The sequence below is a fragment of the Rhodococcus sp. 4CII genome, assembly GCF_014256275.1.
Classification (GTDB): domain Bacteria; phylum Actinomycetota; class Actinomycetes; order Mycobacteriales; family Mycobacteriaceae; genus Rhodococcus_F; species Rhodococcus_F wratislaviensis_A.
In genome coordinates, this window is sequence record NZ_JACCFE010000002.1 from 6,402,618 (window position 1) to 6,419,455 (window position 16,838).

Annotated in this window: 18 protein-coding genes and 2 tRNA genes; 13 read left to right on the forward strand and 7 right to left on the reverse strand. The window is 69.0% G+C overall.

The genetic code is table 11. The annotated features are described in order from the left end of the window. The first annotated feature begins 27 nt into the window (after positions 1 to 27). From recO to H0B43_RS30435, 3 genes are read left to right on the forward strand one after another with little or no spacing between them, the layout of a single operon-like run. Entirely contained in the window at positions 28 to 843 is an 816-nt protein-coding gene (recO, locus tag H0B43_RS30425; protein WP_185724538.1) for a DNA repair protein RecO, read from the forward strand. After that, on the forward strand, positions 809 to 1,618 hold the full coding sequence (locus H0B43_RS30430) for an isoprenyl transferase (protein WP_061045323.1): 810 nt from the start codon (positions 809 to 811) through the stop codon (positions 1,616 to 1,618). Before recO ends, H0B43_RS30430 begins: the two co-directional genes overlap by 35 nt. Then, positions 1,615 to 2,016 carry a hypothetical protein gene (locus tag H0B43_RS30435; RefSeq protein ID WP_185724537.1) on the forward strand — a complete coding sequence of 134 codons (402 nt, stop codon included), beginning with the start codon at positions 1,615 to 1,617 and terminating at the stop codon, positions 2,014 to 2,016. Before H0B43_RS30430 ends, H0B43_RS30435 begins: the two co-directional genes overlap by 4 nt. 3 nt (positions 2,017 to 2,019) lie before the next feature. On the opposite strand, the gene H0B43_RS30440 is transcribed toward H0B43_RS30435, so the two are convergent. Continuing rightward, positions 2,020 to 2,445 carry a Fur family transcriptional regulator gene (locus H0B43_RS30440; RefSeq protein WP_185724536.1) on the reverse strand — a complete coding sequence of 142 codons (426 nt, stop codon included), beginning with the start codon at positions 2,443 to 2,445 and terminating at the stop codon, positions 2,020 to 2,022. Between the two features lie 5 nt (positions 2,446 to 2,450). Continuing rightward, on the reverse strand, positions 2,451 to 2,894 hold the full coding sequence (locus H0B43_RS30445) for an ArsR/SmtB family transcription factor (RefSeq protein WP_378465005.1): 444 nt from the start codon (positions 2,892 to 2,894) through the stop codon (positions 2,451 to 2,453). Between the two features lie 122 nt (positions 2,895 to 3,016). Between H0B43_RS30445 and H0B43_RS30450 the strand changes: the two genes are divergently transcribed. Next, positions 3,017 to 4,408, forward strand: coding sequence for a glycine--tRNA ligase (locus tag H0B43_RS30450; protein ID WP_005247885.1), 1,392 nt, complete (start codon positions 3,017 to 3,019; stop codon positions 4,406 to 4,408). 8 nt (positions 4,409 to 4,416) lie between these two features. Here the strand turns inward: H0B43_RS30450 and H0B43_RS30455 are convergent, their stop codons facing one another. Together H0B43_RS30455 and H0B43_RS30460 are read right to left on the reverse strand one after the other, a co-directional pair. Beyond that, complete coding sequence (locus H0B43_RS30455; RefSeq protein ID WP_312033647.1) at positions 4,417 to 5,040, reverse strand: hypothetical protein; 624 nt, start codon at positions 5,038 to 5,040, stop codon at positions 4,417 to 4,419. Positions 5,041 to 5,246: 206 nt separating this feature from the next. Then, positions 5,247 to 7,307 (reverse strand): YgcG family protein, encoded by a 2,061-nt coding sequence (locus tag H0B43_RS30460; RefSeq protein WP_185724534.1) that lies wholly within the window; start codon positions 7,305 to 7,307, stop codon positions 5,247 to 5,249. Between the two features lie 69 nt (positions 7,308 to 7,376). Between H0B43_RS30460 and H0B43_RS30465 the strand changes: the two genes are divergently transcribed. The 4 genes from H0B43_RS30465 (at position 7,377) to dnaG (ending at position 12,669) form a co-directional block, all read left to right on the forward strand. Beyond that, a complete protein-coding gene (locus tag H0B43_RS30465) occupies positions 7,377 to 8,069 on the forward strand; it encodes a YdcF family protein (protein WP_185724533.1) in 693 nt (230 codons plus the stop codon). A gap of 7 nt (positions 8,070 to 8,076) precedes the next feature. After that, complete coding sequence (locus H0B43_RS30470) at positions 8,077 to 9,375, forward strand: deoxyguanosinetriphosphate triphosphohydrolase (protein ID WP_185724532.1); 1,299 nt, start codon at positions 8,077 to 8,079, stop codon at positions 9,373 to 9,375. Between the two features lie 105 nt (positions 9,376 to 9,480). Next, on the forward strand, positions 9,481 to 10,686 hold the full coding sequence (locus H0B43_RS30475) for a lipase family protein (RefSeq protein WP_185724531.1): 1,206 nt from the start codon (positions 9,481 to 9,483) through the stop codon (positions 10,684 to 10,686). A 48-nt stretch (positions 10,687 to 10,734) separates the two neighbouring features. Continuing rightward, complete coding sequence (gene dnaG / locus H0B43_RS30480; RefSeq protein ID WP_185724530.1) at positions 10,735 to 12,669, forward strand: DNA primase; 1,935 nt, start codon at positions 10,735 to 10,737, stop codon at positions 12,667 to 12,669. A 13-nt stretch (positions 12,670 to 12,682) separates the two neighbouring features. Here dnaG and H0B43_RS30485 read toward each other — a convergent pair whose 3' ends face one another. After that, the gene (locus tag H0B43_RS30485) at positions 12,683 to 12,931 is read right to left on the reverse strand and encodes a hypothetical protein (RefSeq protein ID WP_185724529.1); all 249 of its coding nucleotides are present in this window, start codon (positions 12,929 to 12,931) and stop codon (positions 12,683 to 12,685) included. A 138-nt stretch (positions 12,932 to 13,069) separates the two neighbouring features. Here H0B43_RS30485 and H0B43_RS30490 point away from each other — a divergent pair. Together H0B43_RS30490 and H0B43_RS30495 are read left to right on the forward strand one after the other, a co-directional pair. Beyond that, positions 13,070 to 13,142 (forward strand) — tRNA-Asn (locus H0B43_RS30490). 125 nt (positions 13,143 to 13,267) lie between these two features. Next, positions 13,268 to 14,440: an AI-2E family transporter gene (locus H0B43_RS30495; protein WP_185724528.1), complete on the forward strand. Its 1,173-nt coding sequence runs from the start codon at positions 13,268 to 13,270 to the stop codon at positions 14,438 to 14,440. On the opposite strand, the gene H0B43_RS30500 is transcribed toward H0B43_RS30495, so the two are convergent. Further along, positions 14,381 to 14,611 carry a DUF6480 family protein gene (locus H0B43_RS30500; RefSeq protein WP_185724527.1) on the reverse strand — a complete coding sequence of 77 codons (231 nt, stop codon included), beginning with the start codon at positions 14,609 to 14,611 and terminating at the stop codon, positions 14,381 to 14,383. The two genes, H0B43_RS30495 and H0B43_RS30500, sit on opposite strands and share 60 nt — an antisense overlap. Positions 14,612 to 14,843: 232 nt before the next feature. Here H0B43_RS30500 and H0B43_RS30505 point away from each other — a divergent pair. The 3 genes from H0B43_RS30505 (at position 14,844) to H0B43_RS30515 (ending at position 15,930) form a co-directional block, all read left to right on the forward strand. Continuing rightward, positions 14,844 to 14,917: transfer RNA gene (locus H0B43_RS30505), tRNA-Ile, on the forward strand. Between the two features lie 140 nt (positions 14,918 to 15,057). Further along, positions 15,058 to 15,426 (forward strand): hypothetical protein, encoded by a 369-nt coding sequence (locus H0B43_RS30510; protein WP_185724526.1) that lies wholly within the window; start codon positions 15,058 to 15,060, stop codon positions 15,424 to 15,426. Between the two features lie 21 nt (positions 15,427 to 15,447). After that, complete coding sequence (locus tag H0B43_RS30515) at positions 15,448 to 15,930, forward strand: adenosine-specific kinase (protein ID WP_185724525.1); 483 nt, start codon at positions 15,448 to 15,450, stop codon at positions 15,928 to 15,930. 13 nt (positions 15,931 to 15,943) lie between these two features. Here H0B43_RS30515 and H0B43_RS30520 read toward each other — a convergent pair whose 3' ends face one another. Continuing rightward, positions 15,944 to 16,777 carry an MBL fold metallo-hydrolase gene (locus tag H0B43_RS30520; RefSeq protein ID WP_185724524.1) on the reverse strand — a complete coding sequence of 278 codons (834 nt, stop codon included), beginning with the start codon at positions 16,775 to 16,777 and terminating at the stop codon, positions 15,944 to 15,946. Positions 16,778 to 16,838: the final 61 nt, after the last annotated feature.

Below are 16,838 nucleotides of genomic sequence, written 5' to 3' on the forward strand. Positions count from 1 at the left end.
GTCGCCTCGACGTGGGAGACTGGACCGGTGAGGTTGTATCGAGACAATGCGGTGGTGCTACGCCAGCACAAGCTGGGCGAGGCCGACCGGATCGTCACGCTCCTCACCCGGCAGCACGGTCTGGTGCGGGCGGTCGCCAAGGGGGTGCGCCGCACGAAATCGAAGTTCGGGGCCCGGCTCGAGCCGTTCGCGCACATCGACGTGCAGCTCTACCCGGGACGCAACCTCGACATCGTCACCCAGGTGCAGACCGTCGACGCGTTCGCCACCGACATCGTCGACGACTACACCCGGTACACGACGGCGTGCGCGATCCTCGAGACCGCCGAGCGGCTCGCCGGTGAGGAACGCGCCCCGGCGCTGCAACTGCATCGACTGACGGTCGGGGCGCTGCGTGCGGTCGCCGAACACCACCGTCCGTGTGAGCTGATCCTCGACGCGTTCCTGTTGCGGGCCATGGGTTTCGCGGGGTGGGCGCCCGCCCTCGACGACTGTGCGCGGTGCAGCGCGCCCGGACCGCACCGGGCCTTCCACGTGGCCGCCGGGGGAGCGGTGTGCGTCCACTGCCGCCCGCCGGGCGCCGCCACCCCGTCGCCGGGTGTCCTCGATCTGATGGATGCGCTGTTCCGCGGCGACTGGGTAAGGACGGAGCAGGTGCCCGACGCGTTGCGGGGGCAGGCGAGCGGTCTCGTCGCGGCGCATCTGCAGTGGCACCTCGAACGGCAACTCCGCACTCTCCCGCTGATCGAACGCGCACGACCGCATGCGGCGGTGGGGGCGGAGGATTCGGTCAGGCAGGATGGGGACCGTGATTCGACGACGCGAACCTCGAGCCCCGCATAACTCCGGGGCCGAGCGCCAGATCCGGCCGCCGGACCCGCACCCCTCGGGCGCCCGCCCGCCCGGCCTGCAACCCGAACTGGTGCCGCGGCACATCGCGCTGGTGATGGACGGCAACGGTCGCTGGGCGCAGGAGCGGGGACTGCCCCGGACCGCGGGCCACGAACGCGGCGAGGCCGTGCTGATGGATGCCGTCTGCGGGTGCATCGAGATGGGCGTCGAATGGTTGTCGGCGTACGCGTTCTCCACCGAGAACTGGAAGCGCAGCCCCGAGGAGGTCCGCTTCCTGATGGGGTTCAACCGCGACGTGATCCGGCGCCGCCGTGACGAGATGCACGAGATGGGGGTGCGTGTGCGGTGGGCGGGGCGCCGCCCGAAGCTGTGGCGCAGCGTCATCAAGGAACTCGAGATCGCCGAAGAGCTGACGAAGCACAACACGGTCATGAACCTGACCATGTGCGTCAACTACGGCGGTCGCGCGGAGATCGCCGACGCGGCGAAGGAGATCGGCAGGCGGGTGGCGGCCGGACAGCTGGACCCGGAGAAGATCACCGAGGCGACCGTGGCGCGGTACCTCGACGAGCCGGACATGCCGGACGTCGACCTGTTCCTCCGGCCGTCCGGCGAGCAGCGCACGTCCAACTTCCTGATCTGGCAGTCGGCGTACGCCGAGATGGTGTACCAGGAGAAGCTGTTTCCCGATTTCGACCGCCGCGATCTGTGGGCGGCGTGCGTCGAGTACGCCTCGCGCGACCGCAGGTTCGGGGGAGTGAAGTGACGGCCGACGGAGCACCCGCGCTGCTCGCCGGCGCGGCGAGGGCGCTCGAGCATTTCGCGACCGTCTCGACGGCGGACGACGGGTCGCTGAGCTTCGAGTACGCGGGTGCGTTGTGTTCGATCAGTGCGATGACCCTCACCGACGGCCTCGATGTGCTGTCGATGACGTGCGTGCTGGCCTGGGATCGCCCGGTCAGTGCCTCGTTGCACAAGAAGGTTGCGGAACGGAACGGCGCAGTGCAATTCGGTTCGATCGCGGTGTTCGCCCACGGCCGGCTCGCGGACGTCATCCTGCGCTACACGTTCCCGGCGGCCGGGCTGGAAGACGAGGCGCTCACGACCATGCTGCTCCTCGTGCTGAGCGGCGCCGACACTGCCCGGCAGGGGCTCATTCCCTGACGCTCACTGCGGTGCGGTGCAGTCCTTGCAGAGGCCGAAGATCTCGATGGTGTGGCTGACGTCGGAGAAACCGTGCGTGTCGGCGATCGACTGCGACCACTGCTCCACGGTCGGTCCCTCGACCTCGACGGTGTAGCCGCAGGTGCGGCAGACGAGGTGATGGTGGTGCCCGGACGAGCAGCGCCGGTACACGGACTCGCCGGTGTCGATGCGCAGGACGTCGACCGTGCCGGCATCGGCGAGCGTCTGCAGGGTGCGGTACACGGTGGTCAGTCCTATGCCCTCGCCGCGTTTGCGCAGTTCGTCGTGCAGTTCCTGCGCCGACCGGAACTCCTCGATGTCGTCGAGGAGGGCGGAGATGGCGCTGCGCTGCTTGGTCGCCCGAACGCCCACGACGACGGGTTTGCGCTGGCCGGTGTTCTGGGTCAAGGCTTCTATCCTTCCTCGGCGTGCGCGACGGCGTCCACGACGATGTGGGCGAGGTGGTCGTCCACCAGGCGGTAGAGGACTTCCCGTCCGGTGCGTTCGCCGCGGACGACGCCGGCTGCCTTGAGCACGCGAAGATGCTGACTGATCAGTGGCTGGGTGACGCCCAGTGCTCCCACGAGTTCGTGGACGCAACGTTCCGATTCGCGGAGTTGGAGGACTATCGCGATGCGGACGGGGGCGGCGAGGGCGCGGAGGATGTCGCCGGCGGCGGTCAGCGTCTCCTTCGACGGCACCGGGGCCGGCGGGGCGGCCTCGAACGGATGCAGATCCCCGGGATCGGTGACGCTCACCAGTGATCTCCTTCGGTGTGCCGGACGATGGACGAGAATGAGGCCACCGGGCCACGGGCCTCGGAGGATCGCCCTCATCTTATTGCAAATCAATTCCATTTTGATATGCACGAATACGCATGTCAACCGGGTGGGTGAACCGACGGGAATCGGGCAGATAGGCTGGGATCCGAAAAGCGCACGTGAACCATGCATCTATTACCCAGATGGAGAGCACTCGAGTGGCACCGAAGTCCAAAGTCGAAACCGTCGTCAATCTCGCCAAGCGTCGTGGCCTGGTCTATCCGTGCGGTGAGATCTACGGAGGCACGAAGTCGGCCTGGGACTACGGCCCCCTGGGTGTCGAACTCAAGGAAAACATCAAGAAGCAGTGGTGGCGCAACATGGTCACCAGCCGCGAGGACGTCGTAGGCCTCGACTCCTCGGTGATCCTGCCGCGCGAGGTGTGGGTGGCGTCGGGTCACGTCGGCGTGTTCAACGACCCACTGGTCGAGTGCCTGAACTGTCACAAGCGTCATCGTCAGGACCACCTGCAGGAGGCGTACGCGGAGAAGAAGGGTCTCGACAACCCGGACGATGTCCCGATGGACGTCGTGGGCTGCCCCGACTGCGGCACGGTCGGTCAGTGGACCGAGCCCCGCGACTTCAACATGATGCTCAAGACGTATCTCGGCCCGGTCGAGAGCGAAGAGGGCATGCACTACCTGCGCCCGGAAACCGCGCAGGGCATCTTCGTGAACTTCGCGAACGTGCTCACCACGTCGCGCAAGAAGCCGCCGTTCGGCATCGGCCAGATCGGCAAGAGCTTCCGCAACGAGATCACGCCCGGCAACTTCATCTTCCGCACCCGCGAGTTCGAGCAGATGGAGATGGAGTTCTTCGTCAAGCCCGGCGAGGACGAGGAGTGGCACCAGTACTGGATCGACTACCGCATGGACTGGTACACCGGGCTCGGCATCAACAAGGACAACCTGCGCCTGTACGAGCACGCGCAGGACAAGCTGTCGCACTACTCGAAGCGCACCGTCGACATCGAGTACCGCTTCCACTTCCAGGGCAGCGAATGGGGCGAACTGGAGGGTGTGGCCAACCGCACCGACTTCGACCTGTCGACCCACTCGAAGCACTCGGGCACCGACCTCAACTACTACGACCAGGCCACCGGTGAGCGGTACACGCCGTACGTCATCGAGCCGGCAGCCGGTCTCACCCGTTCGCTGATGGCGTTCCTCGTCGACGCGTACACCGAGGACGAGGCGCCGAACGCGAAGGGCGGCGTCGACAAGCGCACCGTGCTGCGCCTGGACCGTCGTCTCGCGCCGGTGAAGGCTGCGGTGCTGCCGCTGTCGCGTAACGCGGACCTGACGCCGAAGGCCAAGGACCTCGCCGCGACGCTCCGCCAGCACTGGAACGTCGAGTTCGACGACGCCGGCGCGATCGGCCGCCGCTACCGCCGTCAAGACGAGATCGGCACCCCGTTCTGCATCACCGTCGACTTCGACACCCTCGAGGACCACGCCGTGACGGTGCGCGAGCGTGACTCGATGGCCCAGGAGCGGGTCGCGCTCGACCAGGTCGAGGGCTACCTGGCGCAGCGCCTCATCGGTTCCTGATCTGACCGTCACCGGCGCGCGTCGCACGTGACGGTCAGATAGTTCGTCAGGATTCGCCGGTTCTCCTCGGACACCGGGATGCGCGAGTATTCCGGTTCCGACGAGCCGATGGCGATCCACAACGGAAAGACGAACGGCTTCTTCGCCTCCGCGAGTGCGTGGGGGTCGCACCGTGCCGCGTCGATCGTGATGTCGACGCTCAGCCGATCCTGATCGGCCGGCATCGTGGCGGGAAGCGCACCGCGCACGTCGTACAGGACGCTGCCGCCGACCTCGTCCAATCGAATGTCGCCCGACGCCGTGCCCCGGGTCACGACCAGCCGGGCGGGCAGCGGAGCCGTCGGCTCGGGCGGTGCCGGCGCCGGGACGAGGGTCACCGGGGCGGCCTTCTCCAGATCTTCTGCGGCGCAGTCGGCGTCGTGGATGCGGCGGAGAACGTCGTAGGGGGTGGCGAGCGGCACCCGCACGGGAGACGCTCCCGCCACACCGAGCAGGGCGTACGCCGGGTCCGGGGGAGTGTCGCAGCGCACCGTGCCGTACCCGGCCTCGACGTCGATCCGGTTCCCGGGACCGAGTTCGATCTCGCGCCGTGTCTCGGGCGCCGGATCGAAACCCGGACTGTCCAGCGCCACCGACGTCACGGTGGCGGGGACGTCGCCGGTATTCGTTATCCGTACGTGAATCCGGCCGCCGGCGGCGTCGTCCTCACGGCTGCGATACGCCTCCGCCGCCAGCGGGGCGGGAGCCTCGTCGGCCGACTCCCCGTTGCTGCAGCCCGGGAGGACGCCGCAGGCGGTGGCCGCGGCGCAGACGAGTAGGACGACAGTCCGGGGCGACGTCAGAATCGGCCGCCCCCGCTGATTCGGCCCGAGCTGCTCGGTCCGCCGAAGGAACGCGGCCCACTGCTGCGGCCGCCTCCCGAGCCCCGGCTTCCCCAGTTGCCGCCACCGCTGAATCCGCCGCGCAGGATGCTGTCGATCAGGATGCCGCCGAGGATCGCCCCGGTCGCATTCCCGCCGCCACCGGCGCCGGGCCCGGGGCGTTGACGGGACTCCCAGCGACTCACGTCGTTCTGCGCCAGCCGCAGGGCGTCGGCGGCCAGGCCGGCCGCGGCCTGCGCGTGCTGGAGCGCACGGGAGGGGTCGGTGGCGCGCAGTTGCTGTGCGCCCGTCAGGTACCTTTGCGCCTCGGTGAGGCGGGTCCGGGCGTCTGCCCCGACCGCGCCGCGTCGGGTGCCGATGAAGTCCGACGCCGCAGTGACTTGCGACTGCGCCGCGACGAGGTCCTGCTCGAGGCGCTGCTGCGCGCGTTCGGCCTGTTGCCGGGATTCCTGCGCCTCGGCGAGGACGGCGTCCAGTTCGGCGTCGGCCTTGACGATCTGGGTGAAGCTGCCGAGCGGGTCGGTGTCGGCGGCCGTGCGGGCCGCCGCGAGCGCTGCCTCGGCCGCGGACCGGGCGGATGCGAGCCGGGCCCCGCCCTGCTCGGTGAACTGGCCCGCGGCGGTGATCCCGGCCTCCACGTCGGTGATCGCGGCCGGCAGGGTGGCGATGGCGTGGCGGATGTCGTCGGCGGCGTGGTCGACGGCGTCGAGCAAAGTCCGGGCCTGTTCGAGCGCACCCTCCGCGCCGCGGATCGCGGACACCGCCGGCCCCTGCTTCCCGGGCGGCAGGGCGATCGCGTCCCGGCCCTCGGCCACGGACCGTTCCGCGAACGCCAGCCGCTCCTCCGCCATGGTTACGTTGTGGGCGACGGAAGCGAGTGCGGCGGCCGGGAATTCGGTCTGCAGTCCGGTGAGGATCCGGGTCGAGTCGGGGATGCGCACGGTCAACGCGACCATGTCCCGGGTGAGCGCGTCGAGGCGGTCGGGGGCGTTGATCAGCAGGTCCCGGAGCCCGTCGAACTCCTGCACCTGCTCGTTGAGCTCACGGTCGGCGCGCCCGCAGGAGGTGACGATGTCGATCAGCATCTCCCGTTGCTGCTGGGGTGTCTCGGGGAACGCGTCGTCGAGTCGCTGCCGCACGGTGAACGCCGCTGCCAGGGTGGCCTTCGCCGTGTCGAATGCCGCGGTGAACGCGGCGGTGGCCTGATCGCCGAACTCGCCGCGGGCCAGGTCGAGTTCCTCCTGGCTCGTGCGCAGGGCGTTGTCGGTCTCGACGAGCACCTCCTTGGCGCGCTCGTCGAGGGTTGGCAACGGAAGCGCCGTCAGTGCGGCGGTGTCCTCGGGGCTGATGCTGCGCGCCGCCTCCACGCCGGCCCGCGCCCGGTCGTGCTTCTTCTTGCGCGAGTACAGCACGACCCCGCCCGCGCCGACGACGACGACACCGCCGCCGATCAGCAGGGTGCGCACGGACATGCCGCCGCTCGTGCTCATCGCATCGCCCAGTCCACCTGCCGCGGCGATGGCGCCGCCCGCCCAGTCCTCTTCGCGCAGAGCCGGTTCCACCGCATCCACCCGGATCGACTCGGCCTCGTCGCTGGTGATCTCCGACAGTCCGTCCGGCGCGATGAGGGCGTACTCGCGGTCCACCGTCGCGACCGCGAGCAGGGCGTCGCGGTCGCCGAGCGAGGAGGCATGCGCCGTCTGATCCGCCCACGGACCGGCGCCCAGCCCGCTGAAGTCGGGAACGTACACCACCCACAACCGCACCTTGTGCTCGTCGTAGAGCTGGTCGATCGCCGCCTGTACGTCGCCCTTCTGGTCGGCGTCGAGCACGCCGACGGTGTCCGTGATCTGGCCCGGAAGACGGAACGGTGCGTCCGCCGCGGCGAGCGCGGGAGAGAACAGGATCGCCACGAGAGTCAGGAGTGCGGAGACGGCGCCCAGCGCGGCGAACCGCCGAAAACGGGTAAGTTGGGGGCGGGACGACGGCGTCTGCTCGAGGCGCGGTGCGAGTGGCATGGCAGCAAATCTATCGGGTGTGGCGAGTCGTCATCGGGACAGATCGGCGACAGCTGGCAGAATCAGGGAGTGAATTCTGCACCGAGCCGTGAACGCCACGACCTCCCGCGCCGCCCCGCGCGCCTGGGGTTCGCCGGCACGCTGGCCCGGTGGACCCGCCGGATCATCGTCGGCGTCGTCCTCCTCGCCACGGCACTGGTGGCCGGCACCGCTGTCCGGGTGTGGCAGGTCGCGCGGATCGACGACACGTCGACGGCGGACGCGATCGTGGTGCTCGGCGCCGCCCAGTATTCGGGCACCCCGTCCTCGGTGTTCGAGGCGCGTCTCGAACAGGCGTACAAGCTGTTCGAGCGGGGAGTGGCCCCCGAGGTCATCACGGTCGGCGGCAAGCAGGAGGGCGACGAGTACACGGAGGCTGCGTCCGGAAAGAACTACCTGATCTCCCGCGGCGTCCCCGCCGACAGCATCACCGCCGTCGAGGAGGGCTCCGACACCCTGCTCAGCATCGAGGCGGTCGGCGAGGCGATGGGCGCGCAGGGCATCCACTCGGCGGTCCTCGTCAGCGACCCCTGGCATTCGCTGCGAACGCGGACGATGGCGCGCGACGCCGGGCTCGACGCGTGGACGGCGCCCACCCGGCAGGGCCCGGCGGTGTTCACCCGCGAATCCCAGTTGCATGGAATCGCCCGCGAGACAGGGGCGTTGATCTGGTATCAGCTCACCCACTTCTCGGCCGATTTCCCCTACACGGCGGGACAGTAGAGAGTCGATGACAGCACACCCGACACCTCGCCGCGACGTGTACTCCGCACACGACGTCGCCCGCCGGGTCCGCGAGGCACCGAAACGGGCCGGCATCCCGGGGAGCCAGATCGCGGCCGCGCAGCACCGATCGGTGTTCTCCCGCGACCGCGCCCGGGTCCAGCACTCCGCGGCGCTCCGCAGGCTCGCCGACAAGACCCAGGTGGTGGGTCCCCGGGACGGCGATACGCCGCGCACCCGGTTGACGCACTCGATCGAGGTGGCCCAGATCGGCCGCGGAATCGCCGACGGACTCGGCTGCGACCCCGACCTCGTCGACCTCGCGGGCCTCGCTCACGACATCGGCCACCCTCCGTACGGCCACAACGGGGAGAAGGCACTCGACGAGGTCGCGGAACGCTGCGGCGGGTTCGAGGGGAACGCCCAGAATCTCCGCATCCTCACCAGCCTCGAACCGAAGGTGCTCTACCCCGACGGAACCAGCGCCGGACTCAATCTGACCCGTGCATCGCTGGACGCGGCGATCAAGTACCCGTGGACCCGCCCGCGCCCGGGTGCCAAGTTCGGCGCCTACGAAGACGACGCCGACGTGCTCGCCTGGATTCGGGAGGGCGCCCCCGACGGCCGCCAGTGCCTCGAGGCGCAGGTCATGGACTGGGCGGACGACGTCGCCTACTCCGTGCACGACGTCGAGGACGGGGTGATCGACGGCCGCATCGATCTGCGTTCGCTCGCCGATCCGGTCGATCAGAGGGCGCTCGCCGAGTTCGGGGCCTCCGAGTTCGCGGGACTCGACGTGGAGGAACTCGTCGAGGCGGCACAGCGGTTGAGTCTGCTGCCGGTCGTCCGGGACGTGGGAACCTACGACGGCACGCTCACCAGTTCCGTCGCCCTCAAGAACTTGACCAGCGAATTGGTCGGCCGGTTCGCGACCGCCGCGATCATCGGAACCCGCGACGTCCACGGCGAGCGGGCGGTCGCGCGCTACGACGCCGACCTGGTGGTCCCGCCGGTGGTCGCGGCCGAGGTGGCGCTCCTCAAGACGTTCGCACTGAACTACGTGATGTCCGATGCCGGCCACCGGGCGCGGCAGGAACGCCAGCGTGACCGCGTGCATCGCGTCGCCGAGTGGCTGCTCGCGACCGCACCCGCCGGCCTCGACCCGATCCTGGTCCCCGGGTGGACCGCGGCCGCCGACGACGCGGCCCGCGTCCGGGTGATCGTCGACCAGATCGCCTCCTACACCGAGAGCCGGCTCGAACGCGTCGACAAGTCCAGTCTGGGGGCGCAGGCGAGCTGGGGCTGACACGCCGGAAGTCGGGACCAATCCGGCCGCCGCGGTGCTACGAATACGTCTACAGACAGCTCGCACCCCCACGTACAGCTCACACCCGAGGGTCAGGGAGACCGGATGAAGTCTGCAGTTCGCAAGATCATCGGTTCGACATCCGCAGCGCTGGCAGTAGCGGTCGGCGCCGCACTGCTGGCCCCACCCGCGGCGCAGGCCGCGCCCGTATACCCCTTCGCGGACCCGGACCCGTTCTACGGTGCGCCCGCGGACGTCGCGGCACATGCCGACGGTGACGTGCTGGCCAGCCGTCCGGTCGCCGCCACCGGCTTTCCCACGGCCGACGCCTGGCAGGTCAAGTACAAGTCGACGAACTCCGCCGGGGCGCCCATCGCGGCGATGACCACGGTGCTGGTGCCCCGCGGAACCCCCGCGAACCGGCCGCTGGTGTCGTATCAGCCGTTCGTCAACGCGCTCGGACTCGAGTGCGCTCCGTCACGTCAGCTGTTTACCGGTGGACTGCAGGAAGCCCCGGCCCTCAACGCGCTCCTCGCGCGGGGCTGGGCCGTCGCCGTACCCGACCATCTCGGTCCCACCAGCGCGTACGGTGCCGCGAAGCTCGGTGGGCGGCTCGTGCTCGACGGCGTCCGCGCCGCCCAGCGACTCCCCGAGGCCGGGCTCGGCGGCAGTCCGGTCGGGTTGGCGGGCTACTCGGGCGGCGCCATGGCCACCAACTGGGCCGCGGCGCTCGCACCCACCTACGCCCCGGAACTGAACATCGTCGGTGCCGCCGAGGGCGGCACCCCGGTCAACATCGGCGAACTCGCCGATCGGCTGGGCAGCACCCGTTCGCAGGCGTTCGGCCTGGGCTTCGCGGCCGCCATCGGACTCGAGCGTGAATACCCGACCCGGTCGCCGCTCGGGGACGGCCTCAACGACGAGGGGCTCGCTCTGCGCGCGCAGATGAGCAACATGTGCACCGACTCGATCCTCGGCGCCGGAGCCGGGAAGTCGCTGCCCGATCTGACGAACGGTCCCGGCATCCTCGGGAATCCGTCCGGCCGATCGGTGATGGACGAGAACAGCGTGGAACTGTATCCGGGAGTTCCGCGGACCCCGATGTTCGTCTGGCACGGCAGTGCAGACCCGCTCGTCGCCATCGGGCCGGTGCAGAACACCGTCGCCCGGTACTGCTCCCAGGGTGCGCGGGTGCAGTTCGACGTGATCCCGGGCGCCGACCACGGCACCGCCACGATGCTCGGCGCCGGTCCCGCATTCGGTTACCTCGGCGACCGATTCGCCGGGATTCCCGCGCCCTCGAACTGCTGACCCGGAGGGGGGCGTTCGGGCTCCGGCGGAGCGCCTAGACTGTCGTTCGTGGCTGGCAGAATCCCTGATCGTGACGTTGCGGCCATTCGCGAGCGCACACGGATCGAGGACATCGTGGGGGAGTACGTCTCCCTCAAGCGCGCGGGCGGCGACTCCATGAAGGGGCTGTGCCCGTTCCACGACGAGAAGTCGCCGTCGTTCCACGTGCGGCCCAACCACGGGCACTTCCACTGCTTCGGGTGCGGCGAGGGCGGCGACGTCTACTCGTTCCTCCAGAAGATCGAGCACATCAGTTTCGTCGAGGCCGTGGAGCAGCTCGCCGACCGGTTGAACTACTCCATCTCGTACGAGGGCGGCGGCACGTCGGTGCAGCGCGATCGCGGCACCCGCGCGCGGCTGGTCGCGGCCAATGCGGCCGCGCAGGAGTTCTATTCGGCGCGGCTGCAGGAACCCGACGCGCAGGCAGCCCGCGACTACCTGACGGAGCGGAATTTCGACGCCGCGGCCGCGCAGCAGTTCGGGTGCGGATATGCGCCCGACGGCTGGGACATCCTCACGAAGCATCTGCTGGGCAAGGGCTTCGACGTCAAGGAGCTCGAGGCCGCGGGTCTGTCGAAGGCGGGGCGGCGCGGCCACATCGACCGCTTCCACCGGCGACTGCTGTGGCCCATCCGGAACCTGTCCGGCGACGTCATCGGCTTCGGCGCGCGCAAGTTGTTCGACGACGACACCATGCCCGGCAAGTACGTCAACACGCCGGAAACCGTGCTGTACAAGAAGTCTCAGGTGCTGTTCGGTCTCGATCTCGCCAAACGGGAGATCGCCAAGGGGCATCAGGCCGTGGTGGTCGAGGGCTACACCGACGTGATGGCGATGCATCTCGCAGGGGTCAAGACCGCGGTCGCCGCCTGCGGCACCGCATTCGGTGAGGACCACCTCGCGATGCTGCGACGGCTGCTGATGGACGACAGCTACTTCCGCGGCGAGATCATCTACACGTTCGACGGAGACGCCGCCGGTCAGGCCGCGGCGATGAAGGCGTTCGAGGGCGACCAGAAGATGGCCGGGCAGACCTTCGTCGCCGTCGCACCCGAGGGCATGGACCCGTGCGAACTGCGGCAGAAGTCGGGCGACGCCGCCGTCCGCGACCTCGTGGCGCGGCGCACCCCGATGTTCGAGTTCGTGGTCAAATCGATCCTCACCGAGCACGACCTCGAGACAGCTGAGGGCCGGGTCGAGGCGCTGCGGCGCACGGTTCCGGTGGTCGCCCAGATCAAGGAAGCGACGCTGCGTGACAGCTATGCCGTCCAGCTGTCCGGCTGGGTGGGCTGGGACGACATCGCCGCAGTCCGTCAGCGGGTACGCGACGAGGCGCGGAAACGGGCATCCACCCGCGGATCGATGCCGGCACCCCCGAAGAGGAAGGGGGCGCGCGAGGAGAACCGGGACACCCCGCAGCTGCCGGTCGGGCTCGCGCGGCCGCGTCCGAACGACCCGACGCTGTGGGCGCAGCGCGAGGCGCTGAAGGGCGCGTTGCAGTATCCGTCGATCGCGGGCACCGTGTTCGATTCGCTGCCGGTGGAGACGTTCACGCACCCCACGTATGTGGTGATCCGCGAGTCGATGATCGCGTCCGGCGGCACCAGCGCGGGCCTCGGCGGCGCCGAATGGGTCGACGCGGTCAGCCGGGGCGTCGACGACGTCACCGCGGCGTCCCTCGTGTCGGAACTCGCCGTCGAGCCGCTACCGGCCGAGGAGGACACCGTCCCGCGCTACATCTCCGGCGTGATCGCACGCCTGCAGGAGGTGTGGGTGGGGGAACAGGTGGCGGAACTCAAGTCGAAACTGCAGCGCATCTCACCGGCGGCGGAATCGGACGAGTTCCACTCCCTGCTCGGCGACCTCGTCGCCCTCGAGCAGTACCGCCGAAGCCTGCTCGATCAGGCCATCGGCGACACCAACCGAGACGGGATGGCCGGCTGACCCGGCCCGCCCACTACTTCTTCTTGAGCTGATCCTGGGGAACCAGGATGGTCGTTTCCTCGTCGAGCGGCTTCATCGGTTCCAGCCTCGGCTGGGTGCTCAGTGAGTCGGACAGTTTCTGCCGGGACACCTGCAGCACCTTCTTCGTCGCGGGGCTGGTGGCCACGGCCTTCGTGGCCCTGCTGATCTGCTCGTACCGTGCCCGTCCCGCTCGCGTACCCAGCACGTAACCAGCAGCGATACCGATCAACAACCGCATCATTCCCGCTTCCTCCCGACGCACAACGACCTTCACCCATCCTGCCTGATGCGTCGACAGGCAGGCGATTTGGTACTGGGGTGGGGCTATGCGCTACAGTTTCTCTCGCATCGCCGGGAACGGCGAAGCACAGCAGAATAATCCCCTGTAGCTCAATTGGCAGAGCTTCCGACTGTTAATCGGACGGTTGCTGGTTCGAGTCCAGCCGGGGGAGCATCGAAACCCCGTCCGGTTCATCCGGGCGGGGTTTTCTGTTGTGCCCGGCCGATTCGGATCGGTGCGCCTGCCCGGACGAGTACATTCTCGCTGTATCGGCAGCAATCGACCGCGGGGTGTGCGATGAGCGAGGACGGCGGCGAAACCGAGCGGACGGGGTCGATCGCGCGGTTCGGTGCGCGCGACACCCCGCGGTGGTTACTGCCCTCGATCTTCTACGTTCTTCTCGCCGTCGCCGCCTACCAGTTGTCGGGCTGGCTGTTCGTCAACCTGCGGAGCTTCCTGGGGCTGCTGTTCCTCGCGTGGCTGTTCAGTATCACCCTCGAACCGGTCGTCGACTGGCTCGAGGGCCGGGGACTGCGCCGCGGCGCCGCCACCGGTCTGGTGCTGTTCGCCCTGTTCGTTGCCGCCGTCGGATTTCTTGCGCTCTTCGGAACGCTGCTCGCCCAGCAACTCGCGCAGCTCCTGAAGGCGCTGCCGGGCGCGCTCTCCTCGGCCACCGAATGGTCCAATCGCGTATTCGACACCGACTTCTCGACCGGCGAAGATCTGATCCACCTCACCCCCGACACCATCCGCGACCTCGCGCAACGCTTCACCCCGGGGGTTCTGGGGGTGCTGTCCTCGCTGCTCGGTGTGGTGTTCCAGATGCTGACGCTGCTGCTGTTCGTGTTCTACATGTCCGCGCAGGGTCCGACGATGCGGCGCACCATTTCGAGCTGGTTCCCGGCGCGGCAGCAGCAGGTCATCTCGGTGGTGTGGGAGATCTCGGTCGAGAAGGCCGGGGGATACGTGGTGTCACGGCTGATCCTCGCCGCCGTGAGCTCGGTCGCCACCGGAGTCTTCCTCGTGGTCATCGGGGTGCCCTACTGGCTGCCGCTGGCGTTGTGGACCGGTGTCGTCTCGCAGTTCGTCCCCACCCTGGGCACCTATCTCGCGATCGCTCTGCCCGCGATCATCGCCGCGGCGGCCCGGCCCATGGACGGTGTGTGGGTGATCGTCTTCGGAACCGTCTACCAGCAGATCGAGAACTACGTGCTGCACCCGCGCATCACGTCCGCGACGGTCTCGATCCACCCCGCGGTCGCGTTCGGATCGGTGATCGTGGGTGCCTCTCTGTTCGGTGCGGTCGGTGCACTCGTCTCGGTCCCGGTGGTCGCGGCGATCCAGGCGCTCGTCGAAACCTACGGGCGACGGTACGAACTCGTCGCAGACGGCGGGAAGCCGGGGGCCGCGTCAGTCGAACAGCGCGAAGACGCGCGCGACGAAGAAGGCCGCGATTCCCAGGATGAGTAGACCGATCAGTACGAAAGCAAGGATCGGCACCGTCCGGCCCGGCATCGGCTGGGGGTGGGACAACCCCGAGGTCTGGCCGGCATCCGGTGGTGTGTCACCGGGCTGAACGCCGCCGCCCTCGTCGAGTGCGGGCGCATCTTCCGGTTCGGGTCCTGGTCGTTCGACGCTCATCTCTGCTCCTTCGCTGGGGAATGAGACTCGCGTACCCACTGCGGCGGTGCCGCACACACATGCTGCGGCGGTGCCGCACACACATGCTGCGGCGGTGCCGCACACACATGCTGCGGCGGTGGGGTCCGCCGTTACTCGAAAAGTCCTGTCCGGACGGGCTTCGTCCCGGGTACGCCGCCACGGCGGGCGCACGGTAACATCGGCACGCCGCGAGTGCGAGTGCTGCGGTGATGGGGCGGTAGCTCAGTCGGTTAGAGCCGTGGACTCATAATCCATTGGTCGCGGGTTCGAGCCCCGCCCGCCCCACCGTTGCCGCCGGTCGGGCCGGTCTATCCAAACCCGCCCGGATGCGGGCAGTGTGGACGCCATGACGTTGGCGCGTGCGGAACGTGAAGAGTTCGCGGAGTTTCCTTCGGTTCGGGAAGGGGTGGTTCCTGCAGGATCGGGTGAACGCGCTGGGGGTCGCCGATCTCGCGGACCGCACCACAGACGAGTTGGTGGACTCGATGCGCCTGCATGCCGAACCCAGCGGTCTGCCAGCCGGTTTCGGTGGGATGATCGGCCTCGTCGACGGCATGATCCATCAGCAGGACATCCGGCGGCCCCTCGCGATTCCCCGGACGATTCCGCAGGATCGGCTGCGCGCGGCGCTGGAGTTCGCCCGTTTTGCTTCGCTGATTCGCCCGGGCGCCGCGACGCACTCGGCGACCTCGCCGGCTCCGGCCAGCCGACACTCGCCGCCCGTATCGGCGCCTGACCGGAAGCCCGGCACGCGCCGCGTCCGTTGTTCTCCGTGTCGGAGCGGGGCAGACTGAGAGGCACCCGAGGAGGCCATCGTGGAACTGCAGATCGTGGCAGTCGACAAGCCCGACGACATGAACGTGATCGTCGGGCAGTCCCATTTCATCAAGACCGTCGAGGACATCCACGAGGCGCTGGCCGGAGTGAGTCCTCACCTCCGGTTCGGGGTGGCGTTCTGTGAAGCGTCGGGGCCCCGCCTCGTGCGTCGCTCCGGCAACGACGATCGGCTCGTCGATTTGGCCACGCGCAACGCGGTCGCGGTCTGTGCGGGCCACTCGTTCTTCGTGTTCGTGGAGGACGGTTATCCGGTGAACGTCCTGAACACGCTGAAGCAGGTTCCGGAGGTGTGCGGAATCTTCTGCGCCACCGCCAACCCCGTCGAAATCATCGTGGCCGAGACCGATCTCGGCCGGGGAATCGCGGGCGTGATCGACGGCGGTTCCCCCGCCGGCGTGGAGACGAGCGACGACGTCGCCGAGCGCAAGGCACTACTCCGGACGATCGGTTACAAGCTCTGAGCGTGCGCCCGCACTACGCCAGCGGATCGACCCGCTCCCACGCGACGGGGAGTTGCACGTCGACACCGTCGGCGAGGCCCTTTTCCGTGAGGAACCGCAGCGATCGCCGGACATCGTCGGCGAAACGAGGGAGGGGTGTCAACGGCCGGTCCAGCGGCTTCCAGAAGTTGTCCCAGTGGATCGGGATCACCCGGCGGGCTCCGGTCCGGGTCACCAGCGCGTCCCAATAGTCGCGGCGGAATTCGTCGGACTGCTTGCCGAGCGTGCCGATACCCAGATAGACGGTGTCGGCGCCGTATCCGTCGAGTGCACCGGAAACGAAGTTCGCGCTGGCGTGGACGAGAACCCGGCCGTCCGGATGCGCGAAGTGAAACGAGAAGCAGTCGCCCTGCGCGTACTCGCGGATCGACGCCGGTGGATGCACTGCGTGGTCGATCGTGCCCGGGAACTTCGCCCCGGGACTGTGCGCAGCGGGCAGCGCCGTCACCTCGAAGGCGCCGTATCGCAGGGGAGTTCGGACCTCGATCGTCCGGAACCGGTCCGGCGCGAATCCGTACCCCTCGGCGATGCGCCGCGTCGACGGCGACCCGACGAGTTCCGCGCCGGTGCGCTGCGCCACGGTCGGAGAGTCCAGCGCGTGGTCGTAGTGCGAATGCGCGACGAAAACGGCTGCGAGACGCTCGGTTCCCGCCCGCGCGAGGGCCCGGTCGACGGCGGCACGGTCGGGACGCAGCGGCCTCAGGACCGATCGCAGGAGCGGCGGCCGGGAGAAGAACCCGTCCGTCATCACCGACGTCTCGCCGTCGGACAACAGGACCGTGGAGACACCGAGGAAGGTGGCGTGCATCCTCGTGACGGTACCGGCGGCCGCGGTCGCCCGGCGTGATCGGGGCGCCGCTCTACGATGA

Coding starts and splice junctions, on each gene's coding strand:
- H0B43_RS30445 (WP_378465005.1), bottom strand. CDS start 2,894: ATGGAATTGATTTGCAATAAGATGAGGGCGATCCTCCGAGGCCCGTGG.
- H0B43_RS30460 (WP_185724534.1), bottom strand. CDS start 7,307: ATGCCACTCGCACCGCGCCTCGAGCAGACGCCGTCGTCCCGCCCCCAA.
- H0B43_RS30470 (WP_185724532.1), top strand. CDS start 8,077: ATGACAGCACACCCGACACCTCGCCGCGACGTGTACTCCGCACACGAC.
- H0B43_RS30475 (WP_185724531.1), top strand. CDS start 9,481: ATGAAGTCTGCAGTTCGCAAGATCATCGGTTCGACATCCGCAGCGCTG.
- H0B43_RS30485 (WP_185724529.1), bottom strand. CDS start 12,931: ATGATGCGGTTGTTGATCGGTATCGCTGCTGGTTACGTGCTGGGTACG.
- H0B43_RS30495 (WP_185724528.1), top strand. CDS start 13,268: ATGAGCGAGGACGGCGGCGAAACCGAGCGGACGGGGTCGATCGCGCGG.
- H0B43_RS30500 (WP_185724527.1), bottom strand. CDS start 14,611: ATGAGCGTCGAACGACCAGGACCCGAACCGGAAGATGCGCCCGCACTC.
- H0B43_RS30520 (WP_185724524.1), bottom strand. CDS start 16,777: ATGCACGCCACCTTCCTCGGTGTCTCCACGGTCCTGTTGTCCGACGGC.